The organism is Sphingomonas sp. R1 (assembly GCF_025960285.1).
Lineage (GTDB): Bacteria > Pseudomonadota > Alphaproteobacteria > Sphingomonadales > Sphingomonadaceae > Sphingomonas.
Genome location: NZ_CP110111.1, coordinates 758690 through 780777 on the forward strand (window position 1 = coordinate 758690; position 22088 = coordinate 780777).

Here is a 22088-nt window from a genome sequence, read left to right on the forward strand (position 1 = left end):
TGCACCGGCCACATCGGGGGGCATGTCCCCTGCCCTCAACATTCATCAGTCGATCCTTGGCCAGCCCTGGCGCTGGCGCGGCCTCGCCGCCGATGCGCGAGACCCGAATTTCGCCCCCGACGATCTCGTCACCCAGCTGCTGCTCACCCGCGGAGTGGAGCGCGCCGATCTCGAGCGACATCGCAGCCCGAGTATCCGCGCGTTCATGCCGGACCCCTCGATCTTCCGTGACATGGACCGCGCCGCCGAACGCCTGGCCGATGCGGTGCAGGCCCGCGAGCGGATCGCGATTTTCGGCGATTACGATGTCGACGGTGCCACGTCCGCCGCGCTGCTGATCCTGCTGCTGCGCGATCTCGGCCTGGAGGCCACCGCCTACATCCCGGATCGTCTGATGGAGGGCTATGGCCCGTCGGGCGAGGCGCTGGTCCGCCTCAAGCAACAGGGGCACGATCTGATCGTCACCGTCGACTGCGGCGCGCAGGCGTTCGAGGCGCTCGCGATGGCGCGTGCTGTCGATGCCGACGTGATCGTGGTCGATCACCACAAATGCGCAACGGAGCTGCCCGTCGCCCACGCGCTGGTGAACCCCAACCGGCTCGACGAGGCCGAGGGGGCCGAGCATGGCCACCTCGCGGCAGTGGGCGTCGCCTTTCTGCTGGGGGCGGCGCTGGTCCGCATCCTTCGGGCACGGGGCTATTTCGCCACCCGATCCGAACCCCGCCTGCTCGACCTGCTGGATATCGTCGCGCTCGGCACGGTCGCGGACGTGGCACAGTTGAAGGGCCTCAACCGCGCCTTTGTCGCGCAGGGGCTGAAGGTCATGGCGCAGCGCCGCAATATCGGCCTTGCCGCGCTGATCGAGGCATCGCGACTCACGCGCGCGCCGACCTGCACCGATCTCGGTTTCGCGCTGGGCCCGCGGATCAATGCCGGTGGGCGGGTCGGCAAGTCCGACCTCGGGGTGCGCCTGCTCACCACGCGCGATCCCGCCGAGGCCCGTGCGATCGCCGGCGAGCTCGACCTGCTCAACGAGGAGCGGCGCGCGATCGAGGCCGAGGTGCAGGCCGCAGCCGAAACGCTATGCCTGGCGGGCGGCGACCGGATGGTCGCGCTGGTCGCCGGCGAAGGTTGGCATCCCGGCGTGATCGGCATCGTCGCCGGCCGCCTGAAGGAAAAGCTCGGCCGCCCCGCGCTGGTGATCGCGGTGGGCGAGGATGGCATCGGCAAGGGATCGGGTCGATCGATCCCGGGGGTCGATCTCGGCGCGGCAGTGCTGGCAGCGAAGGATGCAGGCCTGCTGATTGCAGGCGGCGGCCACGCGATGGCGTGTGGGGTCACGGTGGCAGGGGACCGAATCGACGCGCTCGCCGACTTCCTCGAATCGCGGCTGGCCGACCGAATCGCCGTCGCGCGGGGCGAGCGCGCGCTGTTGCTGGACGCGGTCCTCAGCCCCGCGGGCGTCAATCCGGCGCTCGTCGAAGCGATGGAGGCTGGCGGTCCGTACGGCATGGGGTGGCCCGCGCCCCGAATCGCGGCGGGGCCGGTGCGGGTGCTCAAGGCCGATGTGGTCGGCACCGGTGGGCATGTCCGCGTGATCGTCGCCGGTGCGGACGGCCGCAGTCTCAAGGCGGTCGCCTTCCGCCAGGCCGATACCGAACTCGGCCAGGCGCTGCTTTCCGCCCCCTCGCATCGCCGCCTGTGGCTGGCGGGCCGCGCCAAGGTCGATACCTGGGGAAGCCGCCCGGCGGCGGAATTGCACATCGAAGATGCGGCATGGGCAGAATGAGTGCTTGACGACTCTGGAATCGCCCCCTATTCGGCCGCTCCACGCCACGCAGTTGGCCCCTTCGTCTAGCGGTTAGGACGCGGCCCTTTCACGGCTGAAACACGGGTTCGATTCCCGTAGGGGTCACCATTGCTTGCCCGGGCCAATGCCCCGGCACTGCGGGTGAAACATCCACATCGGTATCGCTGCCCTGGGGCCATGCTCCGGTGACGGCCGTCGTGATGCACGTCCGGGCATTGCCGTCACACCGGCTTGATCCCCCCCGCCCTTGCCCCTAGACGCTGCCGGGAAAACCACCTGTCTCAGGAAAGCGAGCTTATGGCGAAGATCAAGGTAGCAACGCCCGTCGTGGAGATCGACGGCGACGAAATGACGCGGATCATCTGGGAATGGATCCGCGAGCGCCTGATCCTTCCGTACCTCGATATCGATCTGAAGTATTACGATCTCTCGGTGCAGAAGCGCGACGAGACCAACGACCAGATCACCATCGATTCGGCCAACGCCATCAAGCAGTACGGCGTCGGCGTGAAGTGCGCGACGATCACCCCGGACGAGCAGCGCGTCGAGGAATTCGACCTCAAGAAGATGTGGAAGTCGCCCAACGGCACGATCCGCAACATCCTGGGCGGCGTGATCTTCCGCGAGCCGATCGTGATCTCGAACGTCCCGCGCCTGATCCCGGGCTGGACCAAGCCGATCGTGGTCGGCCGTCACGCCTTCGGCGACCAGTACAAGGCGACCGACTTCAAGGTGCCCGGCAAGGGCAAGCTGACCATGAAGTGGGAAGGCGAGAATGGCGAGACGCTCGAGCACGAGGTGTTCGACTTCCCGCAGGCCGGCGTCGCCATGGGCATGTACAATCTCGACGAATCGATCCGCGACTTCGCGCGCGCCTCGATGAACTATGCGCTCGGCCGCGGCTGGCCGCTGTACCTGTCGACCAAGAACACGATCCTCAAGGCCTATGACGGCCGCTTCAAGGACATCTTCGCCGAGGTGTTCGAGACCGAGTTCAAGGACCAGTATCAGAGCGCCGGCATCGTCTACGAGCACCGCCTGATCGACGACATGGTCGCCTCGGCGCTCAAATGGCACGGCGAATTCGTCTGGGCCTGCAAGAACTATGACGGCGACGTGCAGTCGGACCAGGTCGCGCAGGGCTTCGGCTCGCTGGGCCTGATGACCTCGGTGCTGATGACCCCGGACGGCAAGACGATCGAGGCGGAAGCGGCGCACGGCACCGTCACCCGCCACTATCGCCAGCACCAGCAGGGCAAGGCGACCTCGACCAACCCGATCGCGTCGATCTTCGCCTGGACCGGCGGCCTCAAGTATCGCGGCAAGTTCGACGGCACCCCCGAGGTGACCCGCTTCGCCGAGACGCTGGAGAAGGTCTGCATCGAGACCGTCGAGAGCGGCAAGATGACCAAGGACCTCGCGCTGCTGATCGGCCCGGACCAGGCCTGGATGACCACCGAGCAGTTCTTCGAGGCGATCCGCGTCAACCTCGAAACCGCGATGGGCAGCTGGCAGTAAGCCTTCTCCCAATCTGCAGGACTAATGGAAAAGCCCGCCTCTGGCGGGCTTTTCTACTTGCAATGCCGGGGCCCGCAGCGTCTCTAGGGGCTATGACCGAGCGAGCAAAAACCGCCACCGGCCATCGGCCTTTCTGTTCCTTCCAGCCACGCCCCGCACCCCTTTCCTCTCCGGGTGCGTCATGCTGAACCTCTCGAACCACGGCTTCAGCGACACGCTGGTGATCCTCGGCGCGGCCGGGCTCGTCATTCCCGCCTTTGCGCGCTTCCGCATCAGCCCGGTGATCGGGTTCATCCTCGTCGGCGCGCTGGTGGGCCCCTTCGGCCTCGGCAGCCTGGTGGGCCAGGCGCCCTGGCTCTATTATCTGACGATCTCCGACGCGCACTCGATCGAGCCGTTCGCGGAATTCGGCATCATCCTGCTGCTGTTCTCGATCGGGCTCGAACTGTCGTTCAAGCGCCTATGGGCGATGAAGTCGCTGGTGTTCGGCACGGGGGCGGCCGAGTTGTTCGGATCGGGCCTCATCCTCGCCGCGGTGCTGTACCTCACCGGGCTCAGCACCGGCGGGGCGATCGGGCTCGGCCTCGCGCTGGCGCTGTCCTCGACGGCACTGGTGATCCCGATCGCCGGCACGACGAGCGCGGTGGGGCGCGGTGCCTTCGCGATGCTGCTGTTCGAGGATCTGGCGCTGGTGCCGATCATCTTCGGGCTCGGTGCGATGGCCCCGACGCCGGAGGGCGCGGACTGGACGCGGCTGCTGATGACGCTGGGCATCGGCATCGCCACCGTGGTAGCCCTGTTCCTCGGCGGCCGGATCGTCCTGCCGCGCATGTTCGCGCAGGCCGCGCGCACCAAGAGTCCGGAACTGTTCCTCGCCGCCAGCCTGCTGGTGGTGATCGTCGCCAGCCTTGCGACGACCGCCGCCGGTCTTTCCCCGATCGTCGGCGCGTTGATTGCGGGGCTGCTGATCGCCGAGACCGAATATCACGGCGAGGTCGAGGCGATCACCACCCCGTTCAAGGGCCTGGCGCTCGGGGTGTTCCTGCTCACGGTCGGCATGCGGCTCGATCTCGGCTTCGTCGCGGAGAACTGGGCGGCGCTGCTGGGCGCAACCATCCTGGTGATGGCGGTGAAGGTCGCGGTGACCACCACGCTGCTGCGCCTTTCGGGTGCCCGGATGGGAACCGCCGCCGAAACGGGCGTGCTGATGGCAAGTCCGTCGGAGACGACCCTGATCGTGCTCGGCGTCGCCGGCGCCGCCAACCTGATCGCGCCGGGGACGGTGGCGTTCTGGAGCGCGGTGACCGCAATCGGCCTCACCGCCACGCCGCTGCTCGCCAAGGCCGGGCGCGGCGCCGCGCGCAAGATCGAAGGCAAGAACGGTGCGCAGATCGCCGATGAGGATCTCGCCCAGATCGACGGCGGCACCGTCGTCATCGGCTTTGGCCGGGTCGGCCGGACCGTTGCCGAGATGCTGCGGCGGCACGACAAGCCCTATGTCGCGGTCGATGCCGATATCGACAATGTCGTGCGCGGCCGCCGGGCCGGCTTCCACGTGCTGTTCGGCGATGTGACCCGCAATGAACTGGTCGATCAGCTCCAGCTCGGCCGCGCCCAGGCGCTGGTGCTGACGATGGACGATCCCGTGCTGACCGTCCGGCTGACCAAGCGCGTGCGCGGCTGGGTGCCGCATCTGCCGATCATCGCCCGCGCCCGCGATGCGGCGCACGCCGCGGAGCTCTACCGGGCGGGTGCGACCGATGCGGTGCCGGAGACGCTGGAAAGCTCGCTGCAGCTCTCGGAGGCGCTGCTGGTGGATCTTGGCCTCGGCGTCGGTCCGGTGATTGCATCCATCCACGAAAAGCGCGACGAGATGCGCCGCTCGATCAAGGATGCCGCGGGCCTGCAGCGCGAGCCCCGGTTGAACCGCTCGCGCCTGAACGCCACCGCCGAACCCAACAAGGCCTGATAGTGATGCTGCTTTCCCTTGCCCTCGCCCTGCTCGCTCCGATCCAGAGCGACGCCGTGCCCGACCCGCTTGCCCCCGCCAAGAGCGGACGCATTCGCTGCATCAACCCGGATCGGGCCAGCCGCAGCTGCAGCACGATCGTTCACTATACGCTCCGCGGGGACGGCGCCTTCGATGCGCTGGTGACCGGCGTGGTCAATCGCGATCCGCTGATCGTGATCGAATATTCCACCTTCGGCCAGGTGCGCGACGGCGCGGTGTGCAACCGCGTGCGTCCCGCCGATTTCAACACGGGCAAGCTGACCAGCAACGGTACCGCGCTCAGCCCCGCGCTGGAGACGAACACGCGGCTCAAGCTGCTCGAGACACTGCAGCCGCTCGCCGGGCATGAGCGTTGCTATCGCGAGGTGGCGAGCGGCGATGAACTCACGGTTAACGTGACCATGGACGGCATCTTGCGCCCCGACATGGCGCAATCCGCGATTTGGGTGCTGCCCGAGGACGGCTACGCCCCCGGGCGCTAAGCCGCTGGATCAGGCGGCGACCTGAGCTTCCGCCAGCGCCGCCTTTACCGCCGCGAGCGCATCCGCGCCCTTGGCCCCGTCCGGACCGCCGCCCTGCGCCATGTCCGGGCGGCCGCCGCCTCCCTGGCCGCCCAGCACGGTCACCGCGACCTTGACCAGGTCGACGGCGCTGACGCCAATGCCGTCGCTGACGCCGACCGCGACCGAGGCACGGCCCTCGTTCACCGCAACCAGCGCGACCACGCCGCTGCCGATCCGCGCCTTGGCCTCGTCGACCGCACCGCGCAGCGCCTTGGCCTCCAGCCCGTCGAGCACCTGGCCGACGAAGTTGATGCCGTTTACCTGTTCGGGACCCACCGGGGCAGCACCAGCACCGCCGCCAAGGGCGAGCGCCTTCTTTGCCTCGGCCAGCTCGCGCTCGAGCTTGCGGCGTTCCTCGACCAGCGCAGCGACCCGCGCGGGCACATCATCCGGCGCGGTCTTGAGCGCAGCCGCCGCCTCGCGCAGCCGCTCGTCGCGGGCGTTGAGCCAAAGCCGCGCGCCTTCGCCGGTCAGCGCCTCGATGCGGCGCACGCCCGAGGAAACCGCGCTCTCGGACACGATCTTGAAAATCGCGATGTCGCCGGTCGCGTTGACGTGCGTACCGCCGCACAGCTCGACCGAGTAGGACGCATCCCCGCCCAGCCCCATCGAGAGCACGCGCACCTCGTCGCCGTACTTCTCGCCGAACAGCGCCATCGCGCCCGCGGCGATCGCGTCGTCCGGGGTCATCAGCCGCGTCTCGACGGTGCCGTTGTGGCGGATCTGCGCGTTCACATCGGCCTCGACCTGGGCGATCTGCTCCGCCGTCAACGCCGAGGGATGCGAGAAGTCGAACCGCAGCCGCTCGGGCGCCACCAGGCTGCCCTTCTGGCTGACATGGGTGCCAAGCCGCTTGCGCAGCGCCGCATGCAGCAGGTGGGTCGCAGAGTGGTTGGCGCGGACCTGGTCGCGATGCTCGACATCAACCGACAGGTGCACAGCGTCGCCGACCGCAACTTCCCCGCTCTCGATCTTGGCGTGGTGCGCATGCAGGCGGCCGAGCGGTTTCGAGGTATCGTCGACCAGCGCACGCAGCTTATCGTTGCCGATCACACCCACGTCGCCCATCTGGCCGCCGCTTTCGCCATAGAAAGGCGTCTGGTTGGTGAGGATGGTCACGGTGTCGCCGGCAACCGCCTTCTCCACCCGTGCGCCGTCCTTGACCAGCGCGACCACCTGGCCTTCGCCCTCGGTGCTGACATAGCCGGTGAACTCCGTCCCGCCGAGCTCGTCGGCGAGATCGTACCAAAGCTCTTCCGAGGCCTTTTCGCCCGAGCCCTTCCAGGCGGCGCGGGCGGCGCGCTTCTGCTCGGCCATCGCCGCGTCGAAGCCGGCGCGATCGACGCCGATCTCCTGCACGCGCAGCGCGTCCTCGGTCAGGTCATAGGGAAAGCCGAAGGTGTCGTAGAGCTTGAACGCGGTGGCGCCGGGCAGCGTGTCGCCGGCCTTCAGGCCCACGGTCGCCTCGTCGAGCAGGCGCAGACCGTTGGCGAGCGTCTGGCGGAAGCGGGTTTCCTCCTGGAGCAAGGTCGCCTCGATCAGCGGCTGCGCGCGCACCAGCTCAGGATAAGCCGCGCCCATCTCGGCGACCAGCGACGGCACCAGCCGGTGCATCAGCGGATCCTTGGCGCCGAGCAGGTGCGCATGGCGCATCGCGCGGCGCATGATGCGGCGGAGCACATAGCCGCGGCCCTCGTTCGCCGGCAGCACGCCGTCCGCGACGAGGAAGCCCGAGGAGCGCAGGTGATCGGCGATCACCCGGTGGCTGGCGACCTGCTCGCCGTTCGCCGCGGTGCCGGTCAGCGCCGCCGACTGATCGATCAGCGCCTTGAACGTGTCGATATCATAATTGTTGTGGACGCCCTGGAGCACCGCGGCGATCCGCTCCAGCCCCATGCCGGTGTCGATGCTCGGCCGCGGCAGGTCGCCGATGATTTCGTCATTTTCCTGCACGAACTGCATGAAGACGAGGTTCCAGATCTCGACGAAGCGGTCGCCATCTTCCTCGGGCGAGCCCGGGGGGCCGCCATAGATGTGGTCGCCGTGATCGTAGAAGATTTCCGAGCAGGGGCCGCAGGGACCGTCCGAGCCCATCGCCCAGAAATTGTCCTTGGTCGGGATGCGGATGATCTTGTGATCGGGAAGCCCTGCGATCTTCTTCCACAGGTCGAACGCCTGGTCGTCGGTGTGGTACACCGTGACCGTCAGCTTCTCGGCCGGAATACCCCACTCCTTGGTGAGGAGCGTCCAGGCATGGGTGATCGCCTGCTCCTTGAAATAGTCGCCGAACGAGAAATTGCCGAGCATCTCGAAGAAGGTGTGGTGCCGGGCGGTATAGCCGACATTGTCGAGATCGTTGTGCTTGCCGCCCGCGCGCACGCACTTCTGGCTGCTGGTCGCGGTGCTGTAGGGGCGCGACTCCAGGCCGGTGAACACGTTCTTGAACGGCACCATGCCCGCATTCACGAACATCAGCGTGGGATCGTTGTGCGGCACCAGCGGCGCGCTGGGGACGCGGGCATGGCCCTGGCCCTCGAAATAGTCGAGAAACGAGCGGCGGATATCATTGGTCGACGTCATGAGGTCGACTTAGGGGCGCGCGGGCGTTCGCTCAAGCGAAACACGTCGATCACGGCCATCGTTCCCTGCCGTATCGGCCGCGTCGCCCGCACGACGCGGTTCACCCCATCGGTTGCTCGATCGAAACCGGTGGTGTCGAGAACCATTGCGGGCCCGCCCCGGTCATGTGGAAGCAATCCTCCAGCCGCACCCCGAAGCTGCCCGGAATGTAGATGCCGGGCTCGTTCGAGAAGCACATTCCCGGCGCGAGCGGCGTCTTCTCGCCGCGCACGAGGTTGACCGGCTCATGCCCATCCAGCCCGATGCCGTGGCCGGTGCGATGCGACAGGCCCGGCAGCTTGTACTGCGGCCCGTAGCCAAGGGACGCATAATAGCTGCGCACGGCATCATCGACGCTGCCCGCAGGGACCTCCAGCCGGGCTGCGGCAAACGCCACCTGCTGGCCCCTGGCCACCTGCTCCCACACCTTGCGCTGCTGCGCGCTCGCGCGACCATGGACGAAGGTGCGTGATACGTCGGATTGGTAGCCCATCACATTGCAACCACAGTCCATCAGCACGATCGCGCCTTCGGTTACGGGTGCCGGAGTCCTGGTGCCGTGCGGATAGGCCGCGCCTTCGCCAACCAGAACCATGCTGAATTCGGGCTCGCCGCCCAGCCTGCGCGTCGCCGCGTCCATCAGCGCGGAAACGTCGCGCTGGCGCATACCCGTTTCCACCCGGTCGTATACGAAGCGATAGGCTGCAATCGTGATATCGGTTGCGAGCTGCATCAGCGCCAGCTCGGCCGCGCTCTTGATCATCCGGCAGCCCCGCACGACCGCGTTGGCGGAGGTTACGCGCAGCCCGTTCTTCTGCAGACCGTCGACCGCGAAGAAGCGCACCGTTTCCTCGATCCCTATCGGCAGCCCGGCCAGTTTGCGGTCCATGAGGAAGCCCGAGACGAGCTTGAGCGGATCCTCGTCCTCCTGCCAGACGCGCACCTCGGCCGGTATCGCAAGGGTTTCGCGGGTTCGCGGTTCCTCGAAGAACGGCGTGACGATGCAAGGGTCGCCCTCCACCGGCAGGATCGCGGCGGTCAGGCGTTCGCTGCGGCCCCATCGGATGCCGGTAAAATAGACCAGGCTCGCACCCGGCTCGATCAGCACCGCGCCGATGCCCTGCGCCTTCATCAGCGCTTGCGCCCTCGTCAACCGCGCCCGCCGTTCCTCCGGCCCGATCGGGCGCGCGCCCCTGGTCAGGTCCTTGAGCATGGAGAGGTCCGGTTCAGCGGCCCGGACGACGCCCGGAAGGGTCATGAGGGGCAGCGTCGCCAGCGATCCCAGCAGACTGCGGCGTGTCGTTCCCAGAACCGGCATGATGCCCCCTTGCTTGCAAACCCGTGTGCGGAACCCGGGTAGGACGAAGCGGGCGCGCGCGGCAAGGGGCAGCCGCGCGTCCGCGTCGGGGGCACTGCCGCGAAGCTATCGTCACGCCTGCTTCATCTGCCGGGCTTGACCCGGGCCCAACAATCCCCTTCCCTCCCGCGACGATTCTTCGGGGAGCAAGTGTGGGTAAACGACTAACCTGGTTCATCCTGGCGGCGCTGCTGCTGGGCGGACTGATCGGCTGGGGCCTCAACCTCGGCTATGGCGGCACGGCCGCGGGCAAGGCGACGCTGGAGTCGATCGCCTATGGCCTCGACATCCCCACCCAGATGTTCCTCCATCTGATCAAGATGATCATCGCGCCGCTGGTGGTTTCCACGCTCGTCGTCGGCATCGCCCATATGGGGGGCGGCGGCGCGATCGGACGCGTCGGGCTGAAGGCGTTCTTCTGGTTCGTCTGCGCGAGCCTGGTCTCGCTCACGCTCGGCCTGCTGCTCGTCAACCTGCTCCAGCCGGGCACCGGCCTGCACCTGCCGCTGCCGCCGGCCAACGCTTCCAGCGGGGTCGATCGCACGGCGTTCGATGCGGCCAAGTTCTTCACCCATATCGTACCGACCAGCGCGATCGACGCAATGGCGAGCAACGACATCCTCCAGCTGGTGATCTTCTCGCTGTTCTTCGGTGTCGGCATGGCAGCGGTGGGCGACAAGGCCAAGCCGCTGCTGCGCGGGCTGGAGGCGCTGGTGTCGGTGATGCTGACGGTCACCGGCTATGTGATGCTGTTCGCGCCGGTGGCGGTGTTCTGCGCGGTGGCACGCACGCTGGCGACCAAGGGCCTTGGCGTCGTGGGCGATCTCGCCTTCTTCATGGGCAGCTTCTATATCGGCCTCGCCGCACTCTGGGCTGTGCTGCTCGGCGCCTGCTTCCTGGTGATCGGGCCGCGCACCGGCCTGCTGTTCCGCTATCTGCGCGATCCGATCCTGCTGGGCTTCTCGACCGCCTCGTCCGAGGCCGCCTATCCGCGCACCCTCGACGCGCTCGACCGGTTCGGCGTGCCGCCGCGGATCGCCAGCTTCGTCCTGCCACTCGGCTATTCGTTCAATCTCGACGGCTCGATGATGTACATGACGTTCGCGTCGATCTTCATCGCGCAAGCCTATGGCATCCATCTCGACTGGGCGACGATGATCCAGATGCTGCTGATCCTGATGGTCACCAGCAAGGGCATCGCCGGGGTGCCGCGCGCCAGCCTGGTGGTGATCACCGGCACGCTGGCGCACTTCAACATTCCCGAGGCGGGCGTGCTGCTGATTCTCGCAGTCGACCACTTCCTCGACATGGGCCGTACCGCGACCAACGTCGTCGGCAATGCCGTTGCTGCGGCCGTCGTGGCGCGCTGGGAGGGCAAGCTGGACGCACCCGACGAGGCCGAACCGGCGGTGCGGCCGCTCCCCGCCGGGGGGCCGCACGATGCCGAAAAGTTCGAGGATTATGCCGAGCACTGAGGGCGCCCGGCGACTCCCTCACGCATAGGCATAGGGTCCGCCCGCCTTCAGCGCACGCTGATAGGCCGGGCGGGCATGGATCTTCTCCAGGAACGCCGCGATATGGGGGCGGCGTTCGAGAATGCCCGCGCGCTTCACCGCCGCCTCGAGCGGGAAGCTCATCATCACGTCGGCGGCGGTAAAGCTTTCGCCCGCGAACCAGGGCCGCCGCGCCAGTTCGCCCTCGACATAGTCGAAATGCACCTCGGCCATCGGGCGGAACTTCTTGAGGCCCATCTTGCCGAACAGCGGCACGCGGGCGAGCACCAGCATCACAAGCAGCGGCGGCATCAGCGAGCCCTCGGCATAATGGAGGAAGTGGCGGTAACGCAGCGCATCCTCGCGGTTCGCGGGCGCTCCGAGCGTTCCATCGGCCTTGTCGACCAGAAATTGAAGGATCGCGCCGGTCTCCGCGACGACGGTGCCGCCATCCTCGATCACCGGCGACTTGCCGAGCGGGTGGACCTCGCGGAGCTCTGGCGGGGCGAGCATCGTCGCCTTGTCCCGCTCGTAGCGCTTCACTTCGTACGGCAGGCCCAACTCCTCCAGCAGCCAGAGCACGCGCTGCGAACGGGAGTTTTCGAGATGGTGGACAATAATGGTCAAAGGAGCCCCTCCGATGCGGCGCGTCGCGCGCCGTCGCTTCCTGCAGAAGGCTGCAGCTTGCGCGACGGCGAACCACCGCGCAAGCCACCCGCCGTCACGCCAGCGTACGGACCTTCGGCTCGCGGTCCCAATAGCGCTGCTTGGCGGCATCGACGAGGCCCGCAAGATCGGTAACGCCCGCGTCCGCTTCCACCCCGGCCTTGTCGAGCAGGGGCTGGGCGGCAGCATTTGCGCCGATCGCCTTGAGGTGGCCGAACGCGTCCATCACCCACTGGACGGCGGCGCCCTCCTTGACGAGCTTGGCCGCCGCATCCTCCGACAGGATCACCGCGCACGCATCCACCGTCACCGAGGGCTGCCCGAACAATTGCGCATCGGCAGCGATCCTGGAGCCATCCGAAAGCGGAACCGCCCCGACCTTGGGTGCGATCGTCATCGCGTTGCCGCCCGCCGTCTTGATCGCGTCCTTTAGCGACGCGAGCGCCGCCGCATCGGTGCCGTCGGCGATCAGGATGCCGACGGTCTTGCCCTGCAGCGTGTGCAGCTCGCGCGGCCCGCGAATGATGCGCAGCGCCGGCGAGGGTTCCATGTCCAGCACCGGTGCCGCGGTCTTCGACGCCTCGGGCAGGTCCATCGCCAGCCCGTCTGCGACCCGGCGGGCCAGCGTCTCGTCGACGTTGCGAAGATTGGCCACCATCGCCGCGCGGATGTGTTCGAGGCTCACCTTCGACAGCTCGAACACCAGCGCCGAGGCGATATGCGCCTGCTCGGCCGGGTCCATCGAACGGAAGAACAGACGGGCCTGGCTGTAGTGATCGGCGAAGCTTTCTGGGCGGATGCGGAGCTTCTGCCCCTGCTCGTCGGACGGGAAGGTCTTGTAGCCCTTCTCCGGATCCTCGCGCGCGCCGGCTTCCTCGCCGGCCTTGGCGAGGCTGTTGGGCTCGTAATTGGCCCGACCCTTGGGCACGGCCATCTGCATATGGCCGTCGCGCTGCTGGTTCAGGAACGGGCAGCCCGCCGCGGCCGCGCGGCCCTTGGCGGCGTTGATCGGCAGCTGGTGGAAATTGACCGAGCCGAGCCGCGACAGCTGCGTGTCAGTATAGCTGAACAACCTGCCCTGGAGCAGGGGATCGTTGCTGAAGCCGATGCCGGGAACGACATGGCTTGGCACGAACGCCGCCTGCTCGGTCTCGGCGAAGAAATTGTCGGGATAGCGATCGAGCACCATCCGGCCGACGATCCGCACCGGCAACACCTCCTCGGGGATCAGCTTGGTGGCGTCGAGGACGTCATAGGGCTGCGCGTTGGCGAAGTCCTCGTCGAACAGCTGCACGCCGAGCTCCCACTCGGGATAATCGCCGCGGTCGATCCGCTCGAACAGGTCACGGCGCTGGAAATCGGGATCGGCGCCGGCGATCTTCACCGTCTCGTCCCAGATCGTCGAGGCGAGACCCGCCTTGGGCTTCCAGTGGAACTTGACGAAGGTGCTTCTGCCCTCGGCATTGATCAGCCGGAAGGTGTGGACGCCGAACCCCTCCATCGTCGCGAAGCTGCGCGGCAGCGTGCGGTCCGACATCGCCCACATCACCATATGGGTCGATTCGGGCATCAGGCTGATGAAATCCCAGAAGGTGTCGTGCGCGGTCGCCGCCTGGGGGTAGCCACGATCGGCCTCCATCTTGGCGGCGTGGATCAGGTCGGGGAACTTGATCGCGTCCTGGATGAAGAACACCGGGATGTTGTTGCCGACCAGATCCCAATTGCCCTCGCGGGTATAGAACTTGACCGCAAAACCGCGCACGTCGCGCGGGGTATCGACCGAACCAGCACCGCCCGCCACGGTCGAGAAGCGGACGAACACCTCGGTGCGCTGGCCCTTCTTCTGGAACAAGTCCGCGATGGTGACGTCGGCAAGGCTGTCGGTCACTTCGAAATAGCCGTGCGCGGCCGAACCGCGGGCGTGGACGATACGCTCCGGGATGCGCTCGTGATCGAAATGGTTCATCTTCTCGCGGAAGACTTCGTCCTCGATCAGCACCGGGCCGCGAGCACCGGCCTTCAGCTGGTTCTGGTTGTCGCTAATCGGCGTGCCGTGGTTGGTGGTGAGCACCGGATGCTCGGCATCGGTCACCTGGTGGGTTTCGCCCCCGACGGGGGCGTTGCGGCTGTTCTGATCGGTCATGGGGGGGGGTCCTCGCAAAGCGTGCGAAGCTCCAACGAGCCGTGGATCAGGCAGTTGCGCCAGGTTTGTGATCTATGTCGATTTCGCTCGTGGCAGCGGCGCCAGCCGCCGCCACGGCGATCAGCGCCCGCAGCGCCGGTTCGTCGCCGGAAGCAACGGCGCCAAGGCAGACATAGCGGCCGCGCCGCCCCTCGCCCCGCAGCAATCCCGCGGGGTCAGGCAATCGGGCCCCTTCGGCGACGTGGAGCAGCAGATTAGGCGCATCGACAACCAGCCGCAGTACCGCTGCGCTGCCACCCGCCGAGCCGCCATCCGAGGGCGTGTAGAGAAACGTCCGCCCCGCGCCCCGCGCCGTTTCCCGCTCCACCGCCTCGGGCCATGCCGATCGCAGCAAGGCCCGGGCGGCAGCGACGCGAACGGCGAGGTCCACCGACGACGTGGCAACGCACGCTCCGGCGGTCCCCGTCCCCGCGGAGGTTACTCGATCAGATATCGTCGTCGGGCTCCGGACCGGCCATCAGGCCCTCGGCGACCTGCTCGGTACGGCCGCGGATCGCGGCTTCGAGCCGGTTGCAGACCTCCGGATTCTCGCGCAGGAAGTTCTTCGAATTCTCGCGACCCTGGCCGATGCGGATGCTGTCATAGCTGAACCAGGCGCCCGCCTTTTCGACCAGCCCCGCCTTGACGCCGAGATCGAGGATCTCGCCGATCTTGGAGATGCCCTCGCCGTACATGATGTCGAATTCGACCTGCTTGAACGGCGGTGCGACCTTGTTCTTCACCACCTTGACGCGCGTCGCGTTGCCGATGATTTCGTCGCGGTCCTTGATCTGGCCGGTGCGGCGAATGTCGAGGCGGACCGAGGCGTAGAACTTCAGCGCGTTGCCGCCCGTCGTCGTCTCCGGATTGCCGTACATCACGCCGATCTTCATGCGCAGCTGGTTGATGAAGATCACCATGCAGCGCGAGCGGCTGATCGAGCCGGTCAGCTTGCGCAGGCTCTGCGACATCAGACGCGCCTGGAGACCGACATGGCTGTCGCCCATCTCGCCTTCGATTTCGGCGCGCGGCACCAGTGCGGCGACCGAGTCCACCACCAGCACGTCGATCGCGTTCGAGCGAACCAGCGTATCGGTGATTTCCAGCGCCTGCTCGCCGGTATCGGGCTGCGAGACGATCAGCTCGTCGATGTTGACGCCCAGCTTCTTGGCATAGACCGGATCGAGCGCGTGCTCGGCGTCGACGAAGGCGGCCACGCCGCCATTCTTCTGCGCCTCGGCGATCACGTGGAGCGCCAGCGTCGTCTTGCCCGAGCTTTCCGGACCATAGACCTCGATCACGCGGCCGCGCGGCAGGCCGCCGACGCCGAGCGCGATGTCGAGCCCCAGCGAGCCGGTGGAGATCGCCTCGACCTGCATCGTCTCCTTCGAGCCCAGCCGCATGGCCGACCCCTTGCCGAAGGCGCGGTCGATCTGCGCGAGGGCGGCGTCGAGCGCCTTCTGCTTGTCCGTGGGATTGGCCATATTGCCGTCGATCACCTTGAGAGATGCTGCCATTGGGAAGCCCCGTCGCTAGAGGGTTTACGCACTGCGTTCAACCGTGTTGCGCCGCTTGTATCGCATTTGTTCCGCGAGAACAAGTCATGAACTTGACGAAGGTTGCGCACATGCGGCACGCGCGCTAGCTGCGGTGCCGTGACCTTGATCGTCGGCCATGTTTCCGCCCTTGCCCGCTTCCCGGTGAAGTCCATGGCGGGGGAGACCCTGTCGGTCGCCGAGGTCGACTGGCAAGGTGTCGAGGGCGACCGCCAGTATGCCTTCGTTCGTGCGCAGAATGGCACGCGTTTTCCATGGCTTACGGCGCGCGAAGTGCCCGGCATGGTGCTCCACCGGGCGCGCTTCACCGATCCGGCCGCGCCCAAGACCAGTGGCATCGCGGTCGATACGCCCGACGGCGGCAGCCGCTCGCTCCACGATGCAGGGCTGCACGCGCACCTCGCCGAGGCGGCCCGCGAGCCGGTGTCGCTGATCCAGGTAGCGCGCGGCGTCTACGACTCCATGCCGGTCTCGCTCCAGACCAGCGCCGGCCATCGCGCGCTGGAGGCCGCGCATGGCGGACGGATCGACCCGCGCCGCTTCCGCATCAACGTGACGATCGAAAGCGAACTGCTGCCGGAACAATGGCAGGGCCTGCGCCTGGCCTTTGGCGATGCGAGCGAGGACGGCGCGATCGTGCAGTGCGCCGATCCGATCCAGCGCTGCGTGCTGGTCACCATCGATCCGGACACCGGCGCCAAGGACCCGACGATCCTGCGCACCGTCGCCCAGCGCTTCGGCGCCTGCTACGGGCTCTATTCGGCGCCCGCGCGGCCGGGGCTGATCCGCGTCGGCGATCCGGTGCGTATCCTCGCCTGAAGCGGAGGGGCCGGAGCCCCTCCCCCAGCCGTTACTTACCCGCCTTGCCCGTCCACTGGTCCATCCAGCCGAGCACCGTGCCATACCATTGCAGCGAGTTCTTGGGCTTGAGCACCCAGTGGTTCTCGTCGGGGAAGACGAGCAGCTTGGACGGGATCTCGCGGCGCTGGAGCGCGGTGAAGGCGGCCAGCCCCTGGGTATAGGGGATGCGGAAGTCCTTCTCGCTGGTGATCACCAGCTGCGGGGTCTTCCACGCGCTGACGTGATTGACCGGGTTCCAGCGCTCGAACGCGGCGGGGTCCTCGAAATAGGCCTTGCCGCCATGTTCCCACTCGTCGAACCACAGCTCCTCGGTTTCATAGGCCATGGCGCGCGCGTCGAACACGCCGTCATGCTGGACGATGCACTTGAAGCGATCGGGCCACTGGCCCTCGATCCAGTTCATCATATAGCCGCCATAGGAGGCGCCGAGCGCGCAGGCCTTGTCGCCGTCCAGAAAGGCGAAGCGATCGGTCGCGGCGCGCAGGCCCTTCTTGAGGTCCTCGAGCGGCGCCCCGCCCCAATTGTTGCGAATTGCATCGGTGAAGGCCTGACCATAGCCGGTCGATCCGTGGAAATCGACCGCGACCACGGCATAACCCGCGCCGGCGAACACCGCCGGATTCCACCGATAGGACCAGCTATTGCCCATGCTGCCCTGCGGCCCGCCATGGACGATGAAGGCGATCGGCGCCTTGGCCCCCGCCGCCAGCCCCGCCGGCTTGGCGACATAGCCCCAGACGGTGTCGCCATTGGCGCCGTTGAAGCTGTAGCGGGTCACCTCGGGCATCGAAATGCCTGCCAGCTTCTCGGCATTGACTGCGGTCAGCCGCGTGCTCTTCTTGCCCTTCAGCCAGTAGAAGTCGTCCGGTGCGGTGAGGCTGTTCATCGCATAGACGAGCCCGCCCCTGGTCGGGACGACCGCCGAGACGCTGCCCTGCTGGGTGAGCCGCTCGACCTTGCCGTCCAGCGAGACCGCGAAGACCGGTTCTTCCTGCACGTCCTGCGCCGTGACGTAGATGGTCTTCGAGTCCGGCCCCCATGCGATCGACGCGACCGAGCGGTCCCAGTCGCTCGTCAGCGCGCGCACATCGCCGGTGGCGAGGTTGCGCAGCATCAGCACCTGACGATCGGCCTCATAGCCCGGCCGCGCCATCGCGAACCAGGCGAGCCACTTTCCGTCCGGCGACGGCGTCGGCAGATTGTCCATCCCGCCATTGCCCTTGGTGAGGTTCACCGGCGCGGCGGCACCATCCGCAGGTGCCGCGAAAATGTCGAGATTGGTCGAGAGCGACTCGATCCGTCCCGCCTCGCGGAGTGCGAAATAGATAGTCTTGCCGTCCGCGCTCCAGGCGACTTCCTCGCCGCCGCCCGAGGGCTTGGAGGGCGTGTCGCCGACCAGCCCGCCTTCGATCGCGACGCCGTCGCCGGTCGCGCCCTGCGGCCCGAACGGCAGGACGAACAGCTGCGAGCGGGTGCCGTCCGCCCAGCTGTCCCAGTGGCGGACGAACAGCTGCTGGTAGACCCGGCCCGAGCCGGCGTTCGGATCTTTCTTCTCCATCGCCGGAGTGACCATCGGCGCGCCCGGCTTGCGATCGGCCCAGACGAGCAGCCTGGACCCGTCCGGCGAGACCTTGAAGCCGCTGAACCCGCCCTGGATATGCGTCAGCTGCGTAGGCGCTCCGCCGGTGACGGACACCGACCAGACCGCATCCTCGCCGTCCTTGTCGGACTGGAACCACACCGTCTTGCCGTCGGCGGAAAATTGCGGTGCGGTTTCGTTGACGAGTGGCTCGGCGACCAGCTTTTCCGGCTTGGCGCCCTTTGCGGTCAGGTCGAGCCGCCACAGGTCGTAGCGGCCCTTGTTGGCGGCGAGATCGGTTTCGCGCTGCTGCCAGACGAGCCAGTGGCCGTCCGGCGACACGGCGGGCGCCCCCACGCGGGAAAGGCCGACAACGTCCTGGATGGTGAGGTCACGCGCCGAAGCCGGCGCAGCGATGGCGGCGAGCGCGACGCCCGCGACGAGAAACTGCTTCATGGGCACAGGATAGCCGCAACGTAACGCCCGATACAATCAGGCGATTACAGGCAGGGTCCTCGCCGTTCAGCGGCCCCCGGTGATCCGCGCGATTTCGCGCGAGACGATCTGCTCGACCAGTTGCGGCAGATTATCGTCGAGCCAGTCGCGCAGCATCGGCTTGAGCATTTCGCGCACCAGGCCTTCCAGCGTGTCCGATCCGGGCACCTGCGGTTTCACCACCAGCCGCGACAGCGCCTCCAGCTTCTCGCGGCTGGCCTCGGCGACGCGATCGGAGAGGATCGGATCCACCACCGTCGGCGCGACGACCGGCGCCTCCGTGGACGGCGGCACGATCGGCTCGCTCAGTTCGAGCACATCCTCGGCAAGCGGGTCTTCCGCGTCCGGCTCCGGCTCGGGCTCGGGCACCGCGCGGAGCGATCGACCGCGGGCGAACGCGCCGGGTTCGTCATCGGCGATGATCCGTTTGATCGATGCGAGGATCTCCTCCATCGACGGCTCGCTGCTGGCAGTCCCCATCGCGTCCATCCTGGCGTTCGAGCGGTACGAATGCCCTCAATCAGGGATTCGGTCGGCTACTGTCAACCGAACGCTGCAGCGTGGGGTCCAGCGGAGCCCCCACCACCACCGCGCCCTGCGCCGGCGTCGCGCGGGTGCTGGTCGCCACCGGCTGGGGGGTCTTGTCGTCCCGCCAGTCGTTGATGCGGTTGCGGACCCGCGTGTAATTGAGGTTGGGATCGTACAGCAGTCGGCTGTCGAAGTTCAGGTCCTTCGCCTGTGCGCGGCCCATTGAAGATAGCAGCGTGAAGCCCGCGACATAGGCGTCGCGCTCTGCCGTGACATACTGGACCTGCGAGTTGAGCAGTTCCTGCTCGGCATTCAGGATGTCCAGGATGGTGCGGGTGCCCACGCTGTTCTCCGCCCGCACGCCTTCGAGGCTGAGCTGGTTGGCCTGCACCGCGGTGCGCGTCGATTCGATCACGCGCAGCGCCGCCTGATAGCTGGCATAGGCCGAGCGCGCCTGGGCGATCACGCCGCGTTCGGTCAGCGTCACCTGCTCGATCGCCGCACCCTCGCGCGCCTGCGCCTGGCGAACCTGCGCGGCGGGGCGACCGCCCTGGAACAGCGGCAAGGTCACCTGCACGCCGACCGTGGCGCTGGTGCCGTTCGGGTTGAGCCCGGCGCGCTGGCCGATCGCCCCGACCGATCCGAGATAGTTATAATAATTGCCGCTGAGCCCCAGGCTCACCTGGGGCAACCGACCCGCCTGGGCGACCCGCGTATCGTAGCGCGTCGCATCGCGCGCGAGCTGGGCCGCTTCGAGGAAGGGGTTGTTCGCAAGCGCTACCTGTTCGGCGGTCTGCACGTCCTGCGGCAGGTTCGGCAGCGGCGGCGGCGGCGCGAGCACGCCCGGCGGGGTGCCGACCACGCGGATATAGGTTTCACGGCTGCCGATCAGCTGTGCCTCGGCGCTGCGCAGCTGCGACTGGGCCAGCGCGAGACGCGCCTCGGACTGGGCGACGTCGGTACGCGTCAGGTCGCCCACCTGGAAGCGATCGCGCGTCGCCTGGAGGTTCACCTCGAGGACGTGGACGTTTTCCTGGTTGAGCCGGACGATCGATTCGTCGCGGATGACGTTCAGATAGGCGGTCACCGTCTGGGTGAAGATGTCCGCTTCGGTACCCCGCAGATTGGCGCGACCGGCGGTCACCCGCACCTCTGCCGCGCGCACCGAATTGCGGATGCGGCCGCCGCTGTAGATCGGCTGCGAGAGATTGAGGCCGAGCTGCGCCTGGCGCGAGGGCGTCAATGCGGTCGCATCGGTGTTGTACAGGCTGTCGTTGGCGCTGCCGGTGGCGTTCAGGCCGGGCAGGCCCTGCGAGCGGGCGATCGGAACATTCTCGTCGTTCGCGCGCTGGGTAGCGCGTTCACCCTGAAGATCAGGGTTGGTCGCATAGGCCTGCGCCAGCGCGTCCTGCAGCGTCGTCGTCGGGGCCGCCGTCTTGGCGCCCGGAGACGGCACGTCCTGCCGGCCGCTGGGCGCGGTCTGAGCGAACGCCGGCGCCCCGAGCGATACGAGGCTCACACCAATGAGCAAAATGTTCAGTCGCATGAGCCCCGTCTTTAAGGTTAAAAGGTAAATTTTCTCGGTTTTTCAAAGCCGGGAAGCGTCGCAACCTCGATGTCGAGGAAGTCGACCAGACCGAAGCCCCCCTCGGTGCGGCGACCCAGCGCAAGACGCGTGACCCCGCGATCGATCACGCCGGTCACGATGCGACCGCCAACCTTCACCTGGTCGATCAGCGCCTGGGGCAGTTCCTCGACCGCGCCGTCCACAATCACCAGATCGTACGGACCGCGTGCGGCCCAGCCTGCATTGAGCGGCCCCTGCACCAGTTCGACATTGGCGGCGCCGGCCAGGCCACCGCGCGCGATCGCGAGCAGTGCGGGCTCTTCCTCCAACGCCACGACCGCAGCGACCAGACCCGAAAGCAGCGCCGCGGCATAGCCACCGGCAGCACCTACCAGCAGCACATGGTCGCTCGGCTGCAGCTCCGCCTCGGTCAGCAGCCGGCCGGTGGCCAGCGGCGAATCATGGCGCCGGCCATTGCCGAGCGGCAGCAGCGTGTCGCGATAGGCGAGCGCGCGCTGCTCGGGCGGCAGGAACACTTCGCGCGGCACTTGCGACATCGCCGTGACCACACGGGGATCGTTCACTGCGTTGGTACGCAGCTGGCTCGCCACCATGGCGTGGCGCATCGCTTCGAAACGGGGCGCTTCGAGGGGCGCAGGGTCGACCATAAGGGCCATCATCACTCCGCTTGTCGCACAACCGTATTAGTTGCGCAATACACTTGTTGCTGTCCCGAGGCTTCTATCGTGCAGATGGGGACTCGCCAAGCGAGCGCGACGTTATTTTGAAACTGTGTTGACATTGCCCCCACCCCGAGGGCATTTGCCGCGCCTCACCTCCGGATGGCCCGATGGCGGAATGGTGACGCAGCGGACTGCAAATCCGTATATGCCGGTTCGATTCCGGCTCGGGCCTCCACTTCCCCGATCAAGGCAATCGCCAGACCCCGCCGCCGCCGGAGCGCGGGCGTCCTCGGTTCCTGCGCATGGGGAGACGATCGCATGGCGCCGATCGTTCTGGTATCCTTGGATGAACCAAGGAGCACCGCCCGATGACCCGCAATGTCAACGACGAGATCACCGACGCCGTCACCCGCGCAAATGTGAAGACGGGCACAGAGTCGCCGGCGATGGCGATCGACACCGGATATCCGGTTTCGGCGAACGTGACCGGACGGGCGCCCCAGAAGGCTTCCGAGGGGCCGACGCCGCAGCCACCGCGGCGCGCCGAGGATGCACCCTGCGCTTCCGCCGGGGATTGAACGGCGCGGCCGCCGGAGCGAC

17 protein-coding genes and 2 tRNA genes are annotated in these 22088 nt (G+C 67.4%); 9 read left to right on the forward strand and 10 right to left on the reverse strand.

Annotated elements, in window-relative coordinates; genetic code table 11:
• The first annotated feature begins 22 nt into the window (after positions 1–22).
• From recJ to OIM94_RS03685, 5 genes are all read left to right on the forward strand, one after another.
• On the forward strand, positions 23–1789 hold the full coding sequence (gene recJ, locus OIM94_RS03665; RefSeq protein ID WP_264608763.1) for a single-stranded-DNA-specific exonuclease RecJ: 1767 nt from the start codon (positions 23–25) through the stop codon (positions 1787–1789).
• Between the two features lie 54 nt (positions 1790–1843).
• A tRNA-Glu gene (locus OIM94_RS03670) sits at positions 1844–1918 on the forward strand.
• Positions 1919–2107: 189 nt separating this feature from the next.
• Complete coding sequence (locus OIM94_RS03675) at positions 2108–3328, forward strand: NADP-dependent isocitrate dehydrogenase (RefSeq protein WP_264608764.1); 1221 nt, start codon at positions 2108–2110, stop codon at positions 3326–3328.
• 181 nt (positions 3329–3509) lie between these two features.
• Positions 3510–5297: a cation:proton antiporter gene (locus OIM94_RS03680; protein WP_264608765.1), complete on the forward strand. Its 1788-nt coding sequence runs from the start codon at positions 3510–3512 to the stop codon at positions 5295–5297.
• 5 nt (positions 5298–5302) lie between these two features.
• The gene (locus OIM94_RS03685) at positions 5303–5821 is read left to right on the forward strand and encodes a hypothetical protein (protein WP_264609822.1); all 519 of its coding nucleotides are present in this window, start codon (positions 5303–5305) and stop codon (positions 5819–5821) included.
• Positions 5822–5830: 9 nt separating this feature from the next.
• On the opposite strand, the gene alaS is transcribed toward OIM94_RS03685, so the two are convergent.
• Positions 5831–8482, reverse strand: coding sequence for an alanine--tRNA ligase (alaS, locus tag OIM94_RS03690; RefSeq protein WP_264608766.1), 2652 nt, complete (start codon positions 8480–8482; stop codon positions 5831–5833).
• Between the two features lie 100 nt (positions 8483–8582).
• Positions 8583–9839 (reverse strand): M24 family metallopeptidase, encoded by a 1257-nt coding sequence (locus OIM94_RS03695; protein WP_264608767.1) that lies wholly within the window; start codon positions 9837–9839, stop codon positions 8583–8585.
• 191 nt (positions 9840–10030) lie between these two features.
• On the opposite strand from OIM94_RS03695, the gene OIM94_RS03700 reads away from it, so the two are divergent.
• Positions 10031–11353, forward strand: coding sequence for a dicarboxylate/amino acid:cation symporter (locus OIM94_RS03700; protein ID WP_264608768.1), 1323 nt, complete (start codon positions 10031–10033; stop codon positions 11351–11353).
• A gap of 18 nt (positions 11354–11371) precedes the next feature.
• Here OIM94_RS03700 and OIM94_RS03705 read toward each other — a convergent pair whose 3' ends face one another.
• From OIM94_RS03705 to recA, 4 genes are all read right to left on the reverse strand, one after another.
• Positions 11372–11998, reverse strand: coding sequence for a glutathione S-transferase family protein (locus tag OIM94_RS03705; protein ID WP_264608769.1), 627 nt, complete (start codon positions 11996–11998; stop codon positions 11372–11374).
• 94 nt (positions 11999–12092) lie between these two features.
• Positions 12093–14180 (reverse strand): catalase, encoded by a 2088-nt coding sequence (locus tag OIM94_RS03710; RefSeq protein ID WP_264608770.1) that lies wholly within the window; start codon positions 14178–14180, stop codon positions 12093–12095.
• Between the two features lie 46 nt (positions 14181–14226).
• A complete protein-coding gene (locus tag OIM94_RS03715) occupies positions 14227–14610 on the reverse strand; it encodes a hypothetical protein (RefSeq protein WP_264608771.1) in 384 nt (127 codons plus the stop codon).
• A gap of 55 nt (positions 14611–14665) precedes the next feature.
• Positions 14666–15736 carry a recombinase RecA gene (recA, locus tag OIM94_RS03720; protein ID WP_313534706.1) on the reverse strand — a complete coding sequence of 357 codons (1071 nt, stop codon included), beginning with the start codon at positions 15734–15736 and terminating at the stop codon, positions 14666–14668.
• Positions 15737–15874: 138 nt separating this feature from the next.
• Here recA and OIM94_RS03725 point away from each other — a divergent pair, with 138 nt between their 5' ends.
• Positions 15875–16594: an MOSC domain-containing protein gene (locus OIM94_RS03725; RefSeq protein WP_264608772.1), complete on the forward strand. Its 720-nt coding sequence runs from the start codon at positions 15875–15877 to the stop codon at positions 16592–16594.
• Positions 16595–16625: 31 nt separating this feature from the next.
• Here OIM94_RS03725 and OIM94_RS03730 read toward each other — a convergent pair whose 3' ends face one another.
• The 4 genes from OIM94_RS03730 to OIM94_RS03745 form a co-directional block, all read right to left on the reverse strand.
• Positions 16626–18671 (reverse strand): alpha/beta hydrolase family protein, encoded by a 2046-nt coding sequence (locus OIM94_RS03730; protein WP_264608773.1) that lies wholly within the window; start codon positions 18669–18671, stop codon positions 16626–16628.
• Positions 18672–18737: 66 nt separating this feature from the next.
• Positions 18738–19190 (reverse strand): DUF2497 domain-containing protein, encoded by a 453-nt coding sequence (locus OIM94_RS03735; RefSeq protein ID WP_264608774.1) that lies wholly within the window; start codon positions 19188–19190, stop codon positions 18738–18740.
• 40 nt (positions 19191–19230) lie between these two features.
• Positions 19231–20784, reverse strand: coding sequence for a TolC family outer membrane protein (locus OIM94_RS03740; RefSeq protein WP_264608775.1), 1554 nt, complete (start codon positions 20782–20784; stop codon positions 19231–19233).
• A 17-nt stretch (positions 20785–20801) separates the two neighbouring features.
• On the reverse strand, positions 20802–21485 hold the full coding sequence (locus OIM94_RS03745) for a protein-L-isoaspartate O-methyltransferase family protein (RefSeq protein WP_264608776.1): 684 nt from the start codon (positions 21483–21485) through the stop codon (positions 20802–20804).
• A 164-nt stretch (positions 21486–21649) separates the two neighbouring features.
• Here OIM94_RS03745 and OIM94_RS03750 point away from each other — a divergent pair.
• Positions 21650–21723, forward strand: a tRNA-Cys gene (locus tag OIM94_RS03750).
• A 133-nt stretch (positions 21724–21856) separates the two neighbouring features.
• Positions 21857–22066: a RebB family R body protein gene (locus tag OIM94_RS03755; protein WP_264608777.1), complete on the forward strand. Its 210-nt coding sequence runs from the start codon at positions 21857–21859 to the stop codon at positions 22064–22066.
• The last annotated feature ends 22 nt before the right edge of the window (positions 22067–22088 follow it).